The 15,763-nt window shown below is 35.5% G+C and carries 14 protein-coding genes; 10 read left to right on the forward strand and 4 right to left on the reverse strand.

Annotation, left to right across the window (positions count from 1 at the left end):
* The first annotated feature begins 160 nt into the window (after window positions 1–160).
* A complete protein-coding gene (locus HMPREF2580_RS03875; RefSeq protein WP_070830524.1) occupies window positions 161–1,777 on the forward strand; it encodes a MutS-related protein in 1,617 nt (538 codons plus the stop codon).
* Between the two features lie 98 nt (window positions 1,778–1,875).
* Here HMPREF2580_RS03875 and tsaD read toward each other — a convergent pair whose 3' ends face one another.
* Genes tsaD through tsaE form a run of 4 tightly spaced genes read right to left on the reverse strand, consistent with a single transcriptional unit; the run spans window position 1,876 to window position 4,436 of the window.
* Window positions 1,876–2,901: a tRNA (adenosine(37)-N6)-threonylcarbamoyltransferase complex transferase subunit TsaD gene (gene tsaD, locus HMPREF2580_RS03880; RefSeq protein ID WP_070830525.1), complete on the reverse strand. Its 1,026-nt coding sequence runs from the start codon at window positions 2,899–2,901 to the stop codon at window positions 1,876–1,878.
* Window positions 2,898–3,359, reverse strand: a complete 462-nt coding sequence (gene rimI / locus HMPREF2580_RS03885; RefSeq protein WP_070830526.1) for a ribosomal protein S18-alanine N-acetyltransferase — start codon at window positions 3,357–3,359, stop codon at window positions 2,898–2,900. Before rimI ends, tsaD begins: the two co-directional genes overlap by 4 nt.
* Window positions 3,332–3,994, reverse strand: coding sequence for a tRNA (adenosine(37)-N6)-threonylcarbamoyltransferase complex dimerization subunit type 1 TsaB (tsaB, locus tag HMPREF2580_RS03890; protein WP_070830527.1), 663 nt, complete (start codon window positions 3,992–3,994; stop codon window positions 3,332–3,334). The genes rimI and tsaB overlap by 28 nt, the downstream gene beginning before the upstream one ends.
* Window positions 3,975–4,436 (reverse strand): tRNA (adenosine(37)-N6)-threonylcarbamoyltransferase complex ATPase subunit type 1 TsaE, encoded by a 462-nt coding sequence (gene tsaE, locus HMPREF2580_RS03895; protein WP_176747464.1) that lies wholly within the window; start codon window positions 4,434–4,436, stop codon window positions 3,975–3,977. Before tsaE ends, tsaB begins: the two co-directional genes overlap by 20 nt.
* Before the next feature lie 482 nt (window positions 4,437–4,918).
* On the opposite strand from tsaE, the gene ilvD reads away from it, so the two are divergent.
* From ilvD to ilvA, 9 genes are all read left to right on the forward strand, one after another.
* Window positions 4,919–6,607, forward strand: a complete 1,689-nt coding sequence (gene ilvD / locus HMPREF2580_RS03900) for a dihydroxy-acid dehydratase (RefSeq protein WP_070830529.1) — start codon at window positions 4,919–4,921, stop codon at window positions 6,605–6,607.
* Between the two features lie 16 nt (window positions 6,608–6,623).
* Window positions 6,624–8,411, forward strand: coding sequence for a biosynthetic-type acetolactate synthase large subunit (ilvB, locus tag HMPREF2580_RS03905; RefSeq protein WP_070830531.1), 1,788 nt, complete (start codon window positions 6,624–6,626; stop codon window positions 8,409–8,411).
* Complete coding sequence (locus HMPREF2580_RS03910; RefSeq protein ID WP_070830533.1) at window positions 8,411–8,644, forward strand: ACT domain-containing protein; 234 nt, start codon at window positions 8,411–8,413, stop codon at window positions 8,642–8,644. The genes ilvB and HMPREF2580_RS03910 overlap by 1 nt, the downstream gene beginning before the upstream one ends.
* A 127-nt stretch (window positions 8,645–8,771) precedes the next feature.
* The gene (gene ilvC / locus HMPREF2580_RS03915) at window positions 8,772–9,776 is read left to right on the forward strand and encodes a ketol-acid reductoisomerase (RefSeq protein WP_002445299.1); all 1,005 of its coding nucleotides are present in this window, start codon (window positions 8,772–8,774) and stop codon (window positions 9,774–9,776) included.
* A gap of 26 nt (window positions 9,777–9,802) precedes the next feature.
* Entirely contained in the window at window positions 9,803–11,335 is a 1,533-nt protein-coding gene (locus HMPREF2580_RS03920) for a 2-isopropylmalate synthase (protein WP_070830535.1), read from the forward strand.
* Window positions 11,335–12,378: a 3-isopropylmalate dehydrogenase gene (leuB, locus tag HMPREF2580_RS03925; protein WP_070830537.1), complete on the forward strand. Its 1,044-nt coding sequence runs from the start codon at window positions 11,335–11,337 to the stop codon at window positions 12,376–12,378. The genes HMPREF2580_RS03920 and leuB overlap by 1 nt, the downstream gene beginning before the upstream one ends.
* Before the next feature lie 17 nt (window positions 12,379–12,395).
* Complete coding sequence (leuC, locus tag HMPREF2580_RS03930) at window positions 12,396–13,766, forward strand: 3-isopropylmalate dehydratase large subunit (protein WP_070830539.1); 1,371 nt, start codon at window positions 12,396–12,398, stop codon at window positions 13,764–13,766.
* Complete coding sequence (gene leuD, locus HMPREF2580_RS03935; RefSeq protein WP_070830541.1) at window positions 13,767–14,336, forward strand: 3-isopropylmalate dehydratase small subunit; 570 nt, start codon at window positions 13,767–13,769, stop codon at window positions 14,334–14,336.
* A gap of 15 nt (window positions 14,337–14,351) precedes the next feature.
* The gene (ilvA, locus tag HMPREF2580_RS03940) at window positions 14,352–15,620 is read left to right on the forward strand and encodes a threonine ammonia-lyase IlvA (protein ID WP_070830543.1); all 1,269 of its coding nucleotides are present in this window, start codon (window positions 14,352–14,354) and stop codon (window positions 15,618–15,620) included.
* The last annotated feature ends 143 nt before the right edge of the window (window positions 15,621–15,763 follow it).

Consider the following 15,763-nt stretch of genomic DNA (forward strand, 5'->3'; position numbering starts at 1 on the left):
CCCTATATCCACACTTTTTAACAGTGTTTATCCACAAGTTACGCACATTTTGTTGATAAGTACGCACGTTCCCTATTGACATTTTTATTTCAGTAAGAAGGTTTGTGTCTAAAATTTATTTATGGAATAATTTAAATATAAATACATAAGGGAGAATTCTATGACTAACAACTTAACTTTAGCACTCATCATTCTCATATTTATTTTACTTGTAGCAATCGTAAATATAGTTGTATCTATAATAGAAAGACGCAAACTTATCACTAAAATTAATACACTTTGGGATAATAAATCAAAATTAGAATCGTTTATACGTCCTAACTCACGATTTGATGCTCAGTATCAAACGTATAAAGACGAATTTGAAAAGAAACATCCACTTATCGATGATAAAACTTGGTCCGATTTAAATTTGAGCGCATTATTTCATAAAATCAACTTTAATTTTACTGCTATAGGAGAAATGAAATTATATGCCACTTTAAGAGGTATGTTTAAAATAGAGGATCAATCACTCATACAACGCTACAATGATGATAAATCATTCCGTTTAAATGTATCTTACATACTTTCTAAAATAGGAAAAAATGTTTATCCGTTATTTCCAGACCAATTAAGTCCTATTTCTCGAAATAATTTATTAATGTTTTGTCCATTATTACCTATCGTTACTTTGCCGATAATGTTTATTTCACCTGGGTCAGGCCTGTTTTTATTCATCGGTGCTTTAATCTTAAATGTATCGTTATCGATGAATCTTAAGAAGACCTATGATCAAGACTTAAAGTCGATCTTCTATACTGCGAATGTCATCAAGCAATGTCTTGCATTGAGTAAATTAGAGGGCACACCTGAACTAGATGTTAATTTTAATCATTTTAAGACGTCTCGTAGGTTTAGTGGATTTCTAGCTAAGATAGAATCACCTGATTTTGTAACCAGTTCAATTCTCTTTGTAAAATTAATTTTTATGATTGATTACGTACTGTTTCATCTTATTCAACATAGTTATTTCAAATATCAGGATGAAGTAATGAAATGTTATGACTATATAAGTACGCTTGATAATCACTATTCTCTTGCCATGTATAGACGTACATTATCTTATTACTGTGAACCAGTTATAGATGAGTCAGTTGATGGTGTGCATTTTCAAAATTTAATACATCCATTAATTGACGAAGATGTAGCGGTACCTAATGATTTAAATCTCGACAATCACATACTGCTCACTGGTTCCAATGCTTCAGGAAAATCAACATTTATGAAAGCCGTAGCGTTAAATATCATTATGTCGCAATCCCTTCGTACTGCAACAGCTGATACGTTTAAATGCAAACCTGGCTATGTTTATACTTCTATGGCCAACGCTGATGACGTATTATCAGGCGATAGTTACTTTATGGCTGAATTGAAGTCCATCAGACGTCTATTTAATATTGATACACAAGGTACAGTTTACTGTTTCATAGACGAAATCTTTAAAGGTACAAATACGACAGAACGTATTGCTGCTTCAGAATCTGTACTCAGCTATTTGAATGCATTACCTAACTATCAAGTTGTAGCTGCGACACATGACATTGAATTATCGTCATTATTGGAAAGGGATTATCACAATTATCACTTCAATGAATCTATTAACAATAATGAAATTTACTTTGATTATAAAATTAAACCCGGCAAAGCCAATACACGTAATGCTATTGAATTACTTAGAATCACACAATTTCCTAATGCTATTTATGAACGTGCTAAAGAACAAGTTAAAGAATAACTACATTATCCTAATAAACTTTCTATCTATATTAAAAGCTCCATTCAACGTATGACTACAGTTTCATGTTATACGTTGAATGGAGCTTTCTCATTTACTTATTCAATTGAAAAATCTTCGATATCGATATTATTTTCACCGTTAAGCGCTAAATCGCCACGTAAGCCTGCTTGATATAAATAATGTCCAGCTGAACCAATCATAGCCGCATTATCTGTACATAAAGATGGACTAGGAATCGTAAGCGTAATCCCCTCATTCTCACATGCAGTTTTAAGTGAGGCTCTTAATCCTTTATTACTTGCAACTCCTCCAGCAACGATAAGACGTTGAACACCATATGCTTGACATGCATGCATCGCTTTATACGTTAATACTTCAACTACACTGTTTTGAAAACTCGTCGCAACATTTTCGGCTACGATTTCTTCATTTTTTTGGCGTAGATTATGCAATTTATTAATAACTGCACTTTTTAGTCCGCTAAAGCTAAAGTCATAGCTGTCCTTTTCCAACCAAACCCTAGGAAAGTTATATGTATCCTTACCTTTCGCAGCTAGCTGATCGATTTGTGGACCGCCTGGATAAGGTAAATCGATTGTTCGTGCTACCTTATCGTATGCTTCACCGACCGCATCATCTCTTGTTTCACCTATAACTTCAAAGTTTAAATGATCTTTCATATAAACTAATTCTGTATGTCCGCCAGAAACGATAAGCGCCATTAAAGGAAATGTAAGTGGCTGTTCTAAATGATTGGCATAAATGTGTCCAGCGATATGATGTACAGGAATAATAGGCTTATCATAAGCAAACGCGAGCGCTTTCGCTGCGTTAATTCCTATCAGTAATGCCCCGATTAACCCTGGACCTTGCGTAACAGCAACCGCGTCAATGTCTTCCATAGTCATATTGGCTGTCGTTAATGATTCTTCAATTGTCGCTGTCATGCCTTCAACATGGTGTCGACTTGCAACTTCAGGAACGACACCACCGAATCGTTTATGACTATCAATTTGGCTCAGTACTGTATTAGAAAGTATTTCAGTACCGTTCTTAATCACACTTACACTAGTTTCATCGCAACTTGTTTCTATTGCTAGAATTAATGTTTCTTGAGTCATTTTAAGTTCACCCACATCACTAACGCATCCTCACCTTCACCGTAATAATTTTTTCTTTTTCCACCATATTGAAAACCTAAATTTTTATATACATGTTGTGCGACTTCATTATCTAAACGTACTTCTAAGCTCATCACTTCGCACGTATGGCTAGCATAGTTTTTAACATATTTTAATAATAACTGCCCTAGTCCATATCCTCTAAATTGCTCTTTAATCGCAACAGTAGTAATTTGCGCTTGATCAATCACGATCCATAAACCTAGGTAACCTATAATCTTATCATCATATTCAATCACGAAATAATTTGCAAATTGATTGTGTTCAATCTCATGATAAAACGCATCAATTGTCCATGAACTGTCATTGAAACTTTCCCGTTCTATATCAAAGACTTGAGGTACATCCTCTACGCTCATTTTCCTAATATTTAATTGCTCTTCTGTTGGTTTAACCAATTTCGTTCCGCCTCTGATAATTTATGATATTTAGGTGCAAATGTATGAATATCTTCAGGTTCTTGAATGAGCGATTTCATGACTGCTGCACTTGGTAAATTCTCAATAACTTCACTATCTAATAGGTGCGCAATGTTCTCAATATTGAATCCTACATATACATAATCTTGATTCAATGCGTGTAGTTTATCTTTAAGTTCACTTATTGGTAAATAGCCCTCTTCAATGACCGTTTCAAGCTTTCCATCAACATTCTGATAAACACCTGTATACACTGCTTCTCTACGCGCATCGAAAATAGGAACCAATAACCTATCATCATCTTTAACAGTAGCAGCAAGTGCTTTTAATGAAGACACACCATATAAGTGTGTTTGTAACGCATAAGCAAGTGTTTTAGCTACAGTTACTCCAATTCTTAAACCTGTATAAGAACCTGGCCCTTCTGCCACAACAATATCCGTAATATCTTGTTTATCAATCTGAGATTGTTCAAATAATTTTTGAATTTCAGGCATCAATTGAACTGAATGATTTTGTTTAATGTTGGTCGTCTTCTCTGCGATGACTTGATTATCCTGCATTAATGCTACTGATAGGGGCTGATTAGATGTATCAATGAGTAGATAATTCATTTACCAACACCTCCTTCATCATGTCGTAATGGTCTCCATGAGATTCAATTGTTAACACACGTTCATTTTCATTTTTGACTTTAATATTAATGATAAGATGTTGTGGTGGCAGTAAATCTTTGATAAATTGACTCCACTCTATAACAGTTATTGCTTGATCTTCAAAATATTCTTCAAAGCCTAAGTCTTCTTCTTGGTCTTCTAAGCGATAACAATCCATATGGTGTAACTTTAATTCATCACCTTTATACGATTTTATAATATTAAACGTTGGTGAATTAATTGTTCGTTTAACACCTAATGCTTTCCCAATAAATTGAGTTAATGTCGTTTTACCTGCACCTAAGTTTCCATTTAATAAAATGATATCTCCAGCTTTTACATTTTTAACTAGAAGTTCAGCAAATTGTTTCATCTCATCCAAATTGTGTATCGTAATCAACATTCATTCTCCTATTTTTAATGATATGTTTTGTAATCTTTTATCTTTAATTTTGTATCTCTCATTTATTATTAATACGTCCATGTTAACTCATTTATTGTAACAAATTTTATTATAAATTTCTTTGTGAAAATTCTAAGTCGTAATCAAAAATAAATTGTTAGAAAATTCTAAATTATTATTGACACGATTCACCTCATGTAGTAAATTGGGTTTATCAAATTTTAAAACAATTCAAACTATTAAGAATAATTAACCATTCATCGAAAGGAGTATAATAAAATGACTTATCATACTACGCTCAATCAACCGACAACTACAAATGCTATTATCATTTTATTATACTCGTAAGGACTCGAACTTTAGTTAGTATGACCTACTAAATGTTTAAGTCCTATTTCTAGTTGAATGGGACTTACAAACGTCCCAATAATCATTGGGGCGTTTTTTATTTTCTTAATACAAATACGGGGGAATCAAAAATGCGAAGCGATATGATCAAAAAAGGAGATCACCAAGCTCCAGCAAGAAGTCTTTTACACGCTACGGGCGCACTTCATCAACCTACAGATATGAATAAACCTTTTGTGGCAATTTGTAATTCCTACATAGATATCGTGCCAGGACATGTTCATCTTAGAGAACTTGCTGATATCGCTAAAGAAGCAATTCGTGAAGCAGGTGCTATCCCATTCGAATTTAACACAATTGGTGTAGATGACGGCATCGCGATGGGACACATCGGAATGAGGTACTCATTACCTTCTAGAGAAATTATTGCAGATGCAGCCGAAACTGTGATTAATGCCCACTGGTTCGATGGCGTATTTTATATTCCAAATTGCGACAAAATAACGCCTGGCATGATTCTAGCAGCTGTTCGTACAAATGTACCTGCAATCTTTTGTTCAGGCGGCCCTATGAAAGCAGGATTATCTGCTCAAGGTAAGGCCCTCACTTTATCATCAATGTTTGAGGCGGTTGGTGCTTTCAAAGAAGGTTCAATTTCTAAAGAAGAGTTTCTAGATATGGAACAGAACGCTTGCCCTACTTGTGGTTCCTGTGCAGGGATGTTCACCGCAAATTCAATGAATTGTTTAATGGAAGTTTTAGGACTTGCCCTTCCATATAACGGTACAGCTTTAGCAGTGAGTGACCAACGCCGTGAAATGATTCGTCAAGCAGCCTTTCGTTTAGTTGAAAATATTAAAAACGATATCAAACCAAGAGACATCGTGACACGTGAAGCGATTGATGATGCCTTCGCATTAGATATGGCTATGGGTGGTTCAACAAATACAGTGTTACATACATTAGCAATCGCCAATGAAGCTGGTGTGGATTATGACTTAGAACGTATTAATGAAATTGCTAAAAGAACACCTTACTTATCAAAAATTGCGCCTAGCTCATCTTATTCTATGCATGATGTACACCAAGCTGGTGGTGTACCAGCCATTATCAATGAATTAATGAAGAAAGATGGTACATTACATCCTGATCGATTAACAGTAACTGGTAAAACGTTAAGAGAGAACAATGAAGGTAAAGAAATTAAAAATTTCGATGTCATTCATCCTTTAGATCAACCATACGACCATCAAGGTGGCCTTTCAATTCTCTTTGGTAATATAGCGCCTAAAGGGGCAGTGATTAAAGTAGGCGGTGTAGATCCTTCTATTAAAGTATTTAAAGGTAAAGCAATTTGTTTTAATTCACATGATGAAGCCGTTGAAGCTATTGATAATCATACTGTCCGTGCAGGCCATGTGGTTGTCATTAGATACGAAGGTCCTAAAGGCGGCCCTGGTATGCCAGAAATGTTAGCCCCTACTTCATCAATTGTTGGAAGAGGATTAGGTAAAGATGTGGCGCTTATTACTGATGGTAGATTTTCTGGTGCAACGAGAGGTATTGCAGTTGGACATATTTCGCCAGAAGCCGCTTCTGGAGGCCCAATCGGCTTAATCAAAGATGGAGACAAAATCACGATAGATTTAATAAATAGAAAGTTAGATGTCGATCAACCACAAGAAGAACTCTATCGTCGTCGTGAAGAACTCAAACCGTTTAAAGCTAAAGTTAAAACAGGTTACCTTGCAAGATACACTGCGTTAGTCACAAGTGCTAACACAGGTGGAATTATGCAAGTCCCAGAAAACCTTATTTAAATTGGAGATGATAAAAATGTCTAATCAAAAAGAAAGTCCCTCATTTACTACATTAGACACAGATGCAACTGACACTTTAAAAGTTTCTAAATCTACAGAACCTGAATATTTAAAATCGCAAACAGTGAATCAAATGCGAAGTGGTTCTAAACTTTTGGTCGAAGCATTACAACACGAAGATGTGGATTTCATTTTCGGTTATCCGGGCGGTGCAGTGTTACCGCTGTATGATACATTCTATGATGGTCAAATTAAACATATTTTAGCTAGACACGAGCAAGGTGCGACGCATGCAGCTGAAGGATACGCACGTGTTTCGGGTAAGACAGGCGTCGTTGTAGTAACCAGTGGTCCTGGAGCTACAAATGCTATTACAGGTATCACTGATGCTCATAGTGACTCGTTACCTTTAGTAGTCTTTACTGGTCAAGTTGCGACACCTGGAATTGGCAAAGATGCATTCCAAGAAGCTGATCTACTTTCAATGACTACTCCGATTACTAAGCAAAATTATCAAGTCAAAAATGTTGAAGATATACCTAGAATCGTACATGAAGCCTTTCATGTGGCCAATTCAGGAAGAAAAGGTCCAGTAGTGATCGATTTCCCAAAAGATATGGGTATTTTATCAACTAACGTAGGACTATCCAATGAAATCAATTTGCCAGGATATGATGTAAAGAGCGAGCCAGAAGCTGAAGATATTCAAACATTAGTTTCTTATATTAAGGAAGCAGAAAGACCTGTCATTCTCGCCGGTGCAGGTATTAATCATTCTAAATCTAATCAACTCTTAACAGAATTTGTCACTAAACACCAAATTCCAACCGTCACGACACTTTTAGGTTTAGGAGCTATCCCGTACGAACATCCCCTATTCCTAGGTATGGGTGGTATGCATGGTTCATATGCAAGTAATATGGCTCTCACAGAATGTGATTTACTCATTAACTTAGGTAGTAGATTTGATGACCGTCTTGCTAGTAAACCTGATGCATTCGCACCTAATGCTAAGATTGTGCACGTAGATATTGACCCTTCTGAAATCAATAAAGTCATTGATACAGATTTAGGTATTGTCGCTGATTGTAAACGCGTTTTAGAAGCTTTGTTCTCTGAAAATGTCTCAACAGCCCCACATGAACAATGGATTCAATACTGTAAAGCCAATAAGCAGAAACATCCATTTAAATATGACGACGACGATTCTACGTTCAGTAAACCTCAAAAAGCCATTGAATATATTGGAAAGATTACTCACGGAGAGGCCATCGTTACTACAGACGTAGGACAACATCAAATGTGGGCAGCACAATTCTATCCATTTAAAAATCATGGACAATGGGTCACTAGCGGTGGTTTAGGAACAATGGGATTTGGCATACCTTCAGCCATTGGTGCACAACTCGCTGAACCAGATAAAACAGTGGTTTGCTTTGTTGGTGACGGCGGTTTCCAAATGACTAATCAAGAGATGGCATTATTACCTGAATATCATTTAAATGTAAAAATCGTTTTAATTAATAACGGCACTTTAGGTATGGTTAAACAATGGCAAGATAAATTCTTTAATCAACGTTTCTCACATTCCGTATTTAATGATCAACCCGATTTTATGAAAATGGCTGAAGCATATGGCATCAATGGATACTTAATTGATACACCTGACAAGCTCGAGTCTCAAATTGACGCAGCATTTGCTCATGAAGGACCAGCATTGATTGAAGTGCGTATCTCCCCTGTTGAACCTGTTACTCCGATGGTGCCAAGCGGTAAATCGAACAATGAGATGGAGGGATTATAATGAAACGCACAATTCAATTCGTTGTCGCTGATCAAGTTAGCACATTAAATCGTATTACAAGCGCATTTGTCAGATTACAATGTAACATTGATGAATTACATGTTAAACGCTCAGAACAAGATGGTATTTCCAATATGGAACTTAAGGTCAATATTGACGATGACACTGCTTTCAATATTCTTTTAAAGAAATTAGAACAACAAATTAATGTATTAAGTGTTACAAGTATATAAAAAATGATTTGATGCGCTAGTGTTGTAAAAAGTTGAATATTTAAACATAACTAACATCTTACTCATTTTTACAATATAAATATTTTGAAAATTTTGAATTTATATGAAGTAATTGGAGGAATTTACTATGACAAAAGTTTATTATGATGGATCTGTAACTAAAGACGCATTACAAGGTAAAAAAATTGCAGTAATCGGATATGGCTCACAAGGACATGCCCACGCGCAAAACTTAAAAGATAGTGGCTATGATGTCATCATCGGTATCCGTCCTGGACACTCATACGATAAAGCTAAAAAAGATGGTTTCGATGTGTATCCAGTAAGTGAAGCTACAAAACAAGCAGATGTCGTTATGGTTTTATTACCAGATGAAATCCAAGGTAACGTATACAAAAACGAAATTGCACCTAACTTAGAAGCAGGTAATGCACTAGCTTTCGCCCACGGTTTTAACATTCACTTTGGTGTTATTCAACCTCCTGCTGATGTAGATGTATTTTTAGTAGCTCCTAAAGGACCAGGCCATCTTGTTAGACGTACATTCGTTGAAGGCAGTGCAGTACCTTCATTATTTGGTGTTCAACAAGATGCTACTGGAAATGCACGTGACATCGCTTTAAGCTATGCCAAAGGTATTGGTGCTACACGTGCTGGTGTTATTGAAACAACATTTAAAGAAGAAACTGAAACTGATTTATTCGGTGAACAAGCTGTACTTTGTGGTGGTATCCATAAATTAATTCAAAGTGGTTTTGAAACTTTAGTAGAAGCTGGTTATCAAAAAGAATTAGCTTACTTCGAAGTATTACATGAAATGAAATTAATCGTTGATTTAATGTATGAAGGCGGTATGGAAAACGTTCGCTATTCTATTTCAAATACTGCCGAATTTGGTGATTATGTATCTGGACCACGTGTCATCACTCCAGAAGTTAAAAACAACATGAAAACTGTATTAGAAGATATCCAAAACGGTAACTTTGCTAATCGTTTTGTTAAAGATAATGAAAATGGCTTTAAAGAATTCTATCAATTACGTGAACAACAACATGGTCATGAAATTGAAGCGGTGGGTCGTGAGCTTCGTGAAATGATGCCATTTATTAAATCTAAAAGCATTGAAAAATAATTATTAAATTCAAGAGGTGTTTTAAAATGGAAGACCATATTCAAATTTTTGATACAACACTTAGAGATGGAGAACAAACGCCAGGTGTCAACTTTACATTTGATGAAAGATTAAAAATTGCAAAGCAATTAGAAAAATGGGGTGTAGATGTGATTGAAGCTGGATTCCCCGCTTCAAGTACAGGTAGTTTCAAATCTGTTGAATCGATTGCAAAGGCATTAACTACAACTGCTGTTTGTGGATTAGCTAGATGTAAAAAAGCAGATATAGATGCAGTATATGAAGCTACAAAGTTAGCAGCTAAACCTCAAGTTCATGTCTTTATAGCTACCTCACCTATCCATTTAGAACATAAATTAAAAATGACTCAAGCGGAAGTATTAGAATCTATCAAAGAACATGTATCATATGCTAAGCAATATTTCGAAGTCGTACAATTCTCTCCTGAAGATGCGACGAGAACTGAAATTCCTTTCTTAATTGATTGTGTTCAAACTGCTGTGGATGCTGGTGCAACAATCATCAATATCCCAGACACAGTAGGATTTAGCTATCCTACTGAATATGGTCAAATTTTTAAAACATTAACTGAATCCATTCATTCAGATAATCCAATCGTATTTAGTGCACATTGTCATGATGATTTAGGAATGGCGGTTTCAAATAGTTTAGCAGCTATTGAAGGTGGTGCAAGACGTATTGAAGGCACAGTCAATGGTATCGGTGAGCGTGCAGGAAATGCTGCACTCGAAGAGGTAGCGCTAGCACTATATGTTAGACGTGATCATTATGGTATAGAATCTCAAATTAAACTTGGTGAAACGAAAAAAACATCTGATCTTATTTCACGTTATGCGGGCATACGAGTACCTAGAAACAAAGCCATCGTTGGACAAAATGCGTTTAGTCATGAATCTGGTATTCATCAAGATGGTGTACTGAAACATCGTGAAACGTATGAAATCATGACACCTCAATTAGTCGGTGTCAGTACTACTGAATTACCACTTGGTAAACTTTCTGGTAAACACGCTTTTGCAGAAAAATTAAAAGTACTAGGATACGACATTAGTCCTGAAGATCAAATTGCGCTATTCAAGCAATTTAAAGAAGTTGCTGATAAGAAGAAAGCAGTATCAGATCGTGACATCCACGCAATTATTCAAGGTTCTGAACATGAACAAAATGCAATCTATCAACTTGAGAATTTACAACTTCAATATGTATCCAAAGGATTACAAAGTGCTGTTGTAGTTATTAAAGATAACAACGGACAAACTTATCAAGATTCAAGTATTGGTACTGGTTCAATTGTTGCCATTTATAATGCTGTTGATCGCATTTTCAAACGTCAAACAGAGCTCATTGATTATAGAATTGACTCCGTTACAGAAGGTACAGATGCGCAAGCTGAAGTACATGTGAGCTTAATTATCGAAGGAAAATCTGTCAATGGTATTGGTTTCGATCACGATATTTTACAAGCATCATGCAAAGCTTATATTGAAGCCCATGCTAAATATGTATCTGAAAATCAAGAAAAGGAAGGTATTCAATAATGCGTTATCACATCGTTGCACTTCCGGGAGATGGGATTGGTCCAGAAATCTTAAATGGTACTTTAGAACTTCTCAAGTTAATTAGTGAACAATATGATTTTGAATATCAACTTGAAGAACATCATTTTGGAGGGGCGGCCATAGACAACTATGGCACTCCCCTATCTGATAAAACATTAGAAGCATGTAAAAATGCTGATGCAATCTTATTAGGTGCTATAGGCGGTCCGAAATGGACTAATCCAAACAATCGACCAGAGCATGGGTTACTGAAATTAAGAAAATCATTAAATTTATACGCAAATATCCGTCCTACCATTGTCACTGAGGGGACAAGTCACCTTTCTCCTTTAAAAGAGGAACGTGTCAAAGGAACTGATTTAGTTATTGTTAGAGAGTTAACTAGTGGTATTTATTTTGGTGAACCGAGTCACTATGATGCTACTTCTGCTTTAGACTCTTTAACTTATACGCGTAAGGAAATTGAAAGAATTGTAAGAGTCGCTTTCGACTTAGCACAAAATAGAAGAAAAAAATTAACTTCTGTAGACAAAGAAAATGTTTTATCTTCTAGTAAACTATGGCGTCAAACTGTTGAAGAAGTTAAAGCAGATTACCCAGATGTAGAAGTCAATCATCTTTTAGTAGATGCCTGCAGTATGCATTTAATCACTCGACCTACGCAATTTGATGTCATCGTCACCGAAAATTTATTTGGGGATATTCTAAGTGACGAAGCATCAGTGATTCCTGGTTCTCTTGGATTATCACCTTCAGCAAGTTTCAGTAATCAAGGAACTCGCTTGTATGAACCCATCCATGGATCTGCGCCAGATATTGCAAATCACGACATTGCAAATCCATTTGGCATGATTCTGTCATTAGCACTTTGTTTAAGGGAAAGTTTGAACCAACCTAAAGCTGCCAAAGAACTTGAAGACCATGTCTTTGCTTTAATTAAATCTGGTAAAACGACTGCTGATTTAGGTGGTCAATACAAAACTTCAGAAATATTTAAACTACTAAAGAATCAATATTCATAAAAGGGAGGAGAAGTATGATGGGACTAACACTATTCGATAAAGTATGGAATAAACATGTTCTACACGGAAACGAAGGTGAACCTCAATTATTATATATAGATTTGCATCTCATACATGAAGTTACTTCTCCTCAAGCATTTGAGGGACTCAGAATTCAAAATCGAAAACTTAGAAGACCAGATCTTACCTTCGCAACATTAGACCATAACGTTCCTACTATTGATATTTTCAATATTAAAGACGAGATTGCTAATAAACAAATTACGACATTACAGAAAAATGCTAAAGATTTTGGGGTACACATCTTTGATATGGGATCTGATGAGCAAGGTATTGTTCATATGGTTGGACCGGAAACTGGATTGACACAACCAGGTAAAACAATTGTATGCGGTGACTCACATACAGCTACACATGGTGCATTTGGTGCAATTGCGTTCGGTATTGGGACAAGCGAAGTTGAGCATGTTTTTGCAACTCAAACTTTATGGCAAACAAAACCTAAAAATTTGAAGATAGATATTAATGGCCAATTACCTACAGGTGTTTATGCTAAAGATATTATACTCTATTTAATTAACCAATATGGTGTAGATTTTGGTACTGGATATGCCCTTGAATTTACAGGAGAAACAATAAAAAGTTTGTCTATGGAAGCACGTATGACAATCTGTAATATGGCTATTGAAGCCGGAGCAAAGTATGGCATGATGCAACCAGATGAAATTACATTTGAATATGTTAAAGGCCGTCCTTATGCAAGTAACTTTAATCAATCTATTGATTGGTGGAGAACACTTTATTCAGATGAGGATGCACATTTTGATAAAGTCATTGAATTAGATGTTTCTAACCTTGAACCTCAAGTAACTTGGGGAACAAATCCTGAAATGGGTGTCAATTTCAGTAGTCCATTTCCTGAAATCAAAGATTCAAACGATGAACGCGCATATCATTATATGGGCCTCAAACCTGGTCAAAAAGCCGAAGATATTGAATTAGGATATGTTTTTCTCGGATCATGTACCAATGCAAGATTATCTGATTTATTAGAAGCAAGTCGTATCGTTAAAGGAAATAAAGTTCATCCTAATATCACTGCTATCGTTGTTCCTGGTTCAAGAAAAGTTAAGAAAGAAGCTGAAGCTCTCGGTCTCGATGTTATTTTTAAAGAAGCTGGATTTGAATGGAGAGAGCCTGGATGTTCAATGTGTTTAGGGATGAATCCTGACCAAGTTCCTGAAGGTGTTCATTGTGCTTCAACAAGTAATCGAAACTTTGAAGGACGCCAAGGTAAAGGTGCACGAACACATCTTGTCTCCCCTGCAATGGCAGCTGCTGTAGCTATTAATGGAAGATTTGTAGATGTAAGAAAGGTGGTCGTATAAATGGATATTCAACCTATAACAACATATACAGGTAAGGTTGTCCCCCTTTTCTATGACAATATTGATACAGATCAAATAATCCCTAAAGTCCACCTAAAACGAATCTCAAAGACAGGCTTTGGCCCATTTGCTTTTGATGAGTGGCGTTATTTACCTGATGGCTCAGATAATCCAGAATTTAATCCTAATAAGCCACAATACAAAGGGGCATCTATTTTAATTACAGGAGATAATTTCGGATGTGGCTCTAGTCGTGAACATGCTGCATGGGCATTAAAAGATTACGGCTTTAATATTATTATTGCTGGCAGTTTTAGTGATATTTTTTATATGAACTGTACTAAGAATGCAATGTTACCTATTGCTCTTGAAAAGAAAGCTCGTGAACATTTAGCTCAATTCGAAGAAGTAACCATTGATTTACCTGCTCAAACCGTTTCATCTCCTGTACAAACCTTTAATTTTAAAATAGATGAAACATGGAAGAATAAATTAGTAAATGGACTTGATGATATTGCCATTACTTTACAATATGAAGATTTAATAGAAAAATATGAAAAAACATTTTAAAGGGTGTGGAATATTATGACAGTAAAAACGACCGTTTCAACTCAAGATATCGATGAAGCCTTTTTACGTCTTAAAGATATCGCCAAAGAAACACCATTACAACTTGATCACTATCTTTCTCAAAAATATGATTGCAAGGTTTATTTAAAAAGAGAAGATCTTCAATGGGTGCGTTCGTTCAAATTAAGAGGTGCCTACAATGCAATTTCAGTATTATCTGATGAAGCTAAAAATAAAGGCATTACATGCGCAAGTGCAGGTAATCATGCACAAGGTGTGGCTTACACTGCTAAAAAATTAAATTTAAAAGCCGTTATTTTCATGCCGGTAACCACACCACTTCAAAAAATCAACCAGGTACAATTTTTTGGTAGTGACAATGTCGAAGTTGTATTAACTGGTGATACGTTTGATCATTGTTTAGAGGAAGCGCTCACTTATACTAAAGAACACGAAATGAACTTCATTGATCCATTTAACAATGTTTATACAATTTCTGGACAAGGTACACTTGCGAAAGAAATCATTGAACAATCTAAAGAAGATGGCGTGAAATTCGATTATTTATTCGCTGCTATCGGCGGTGGAGGCCTAATTTCAGGTATTAGCACATATTTTAAAGCATACTCCCCACTTACTCAAATTATTGGAGTAGAACCTGCTGGTGCTAGTAGTATGTATGAATCAGTCGTTGTGAATCAACGTATCGTTACTTTAGATCATATAGATAAGTTTGTAGATGGTGCGTCAGTTGCAAGAGTTGGAGATATTACATTTGAAATTGCTAAAGATAATGTAGACGATTACGTTCAAGTAGATGAAGGCGCTGTATGTTCTACTATCTTAGATATGTATTCTAAGCAAGCTATTGTAGCTGAACCTGCAGGTGCACTAAGTGTAGCTGCCCTTGAAAATTATAGAACGCAGATTAAAGGTAAAACAGTCGTTTGTGTCGTCAGTGGTGGTAACAATGATATCAATCGTATGAAAGAAATAGAAGAGCGCTCACTTTTATTTGAAGAAATGAAACATTATTTTATATTAAACTTTCCTCAAAGACCTGGTGCTTTAAGAGAGTTTGTAAATGACGTGTTAGGTTCGCAAGATGATATTACTAAATTTGAATATCTAAAGAAAACATCTCAAACTACGGGTACAGTCATTATTGGTATTCAACTTAAGCATCATAGTGACCTTATTCAATTAAAAGAACGTGTGAACCACTTTGATCCTTCTAATATATATATTAATGAAAATAAAATGCTATATTCCTTACTTATTTAAGCTAATAATATATGCTTTAATTAATATTGCTCGAAAATGATTCTGTGACGTGCAGGTAATCATTTTCGAGTTTTTTATTTGAAATGAATTGTGTAATTATAATTTTATTATTGGGCATAAAAAAGAGACCTTTCGGTCTCTGA

The organism is Staphylococcus sp. HMSC036D05, from assembly GCF_001836225.1.
GTDB classification, from domain to species: domain Bacteria; phylum Bacillota; class Bacilli; order Staphylococcales; family Staphylococcaceae; genus Staphylococcus; species Staphylococcus caprae.

Excerpts from the sequence above, each read along its gene's own strand:
- HMPREF2580_RS03910 (WP_070830533.1), top strand. The coding sequence starts at position 8,411 with ATGAAACGCACAATTCAATTCGTTGTCGCTGATCAAGTTAGCACATTA.
- leuB (WP_070830537.1), top strand. The coding sequence starts at position 11,335 with ATGCGTTATCACATCGTTGCACTTCCGGGAGATGGGATTGGTCCAGAA.
- ilvC (WP_002445299.1), top strand. The coding sequence starts at position 8,772 with ATGACAAAAGTTTATTATGATGGATCTGTAACTAAAGACGCATTACAA.
- ilvA (WP_070830543.1), top strand. The coding sequence starts at position 14,352 with ATGACAGTAAAAACGACCGTTTCAACTCAAGATATCGATGAAGCCTTT.
- HMPREF2580_RS03920 (WP_070830535.1), top strand. The coding sequence starts at position 9,803 with ATGGAAGACCATATTCAAATTTTTGATACAACACTTAGAGATGGAGAA.
- ilvD (WP_070830529.1), top strand. The coding sequence starts at position 4,919 with ATGCGAAGCGATATGATCAAAAAAGGAGATCACCAAGCTCCAGCAAGA.
- ilvB (WP_070830531.1), top strand. The coding sequence starts at position 6,624 with ATGTCTAATCAAAAAGAAAGTCCCTCATTTACTACATTAGACACAGAT.
- leuC (WP_070830539.1), top strand. The coding sequence starts at position 12,396 with ATGGGACTAACACTATTCGATAAAGTATGGAATAAACATGTTCTACAC.
- tsaD (WP_070830525.1), bottom strand. The coding sequence starts at position 2,901 with ATGACTCAAGAAACATTAATTCTAGCAATAGAAACAAGTTGCGATGAA.
- HMPREF2580_RS03875 (WP_070830524.1), top strand. The coding sequence starts at position 161 with ATGACTAACAACTTAACTTTAGCACTCATCATTCTCATATTTATTTTA.
- tsaB (WP_070830527.1), bottom strand. The coding sequence starts at position 3,994 with ATGAATTATCTACTCATTGATACATCTAATCAGCCCCTATCAGTAGCA.
- leuD (WP_070830541.1), top strand. The coding sequence starts at position 13,767 with ATGGATATTCAACCTATAACAACATATACAGGTAAGGTTGTCCCCCTT.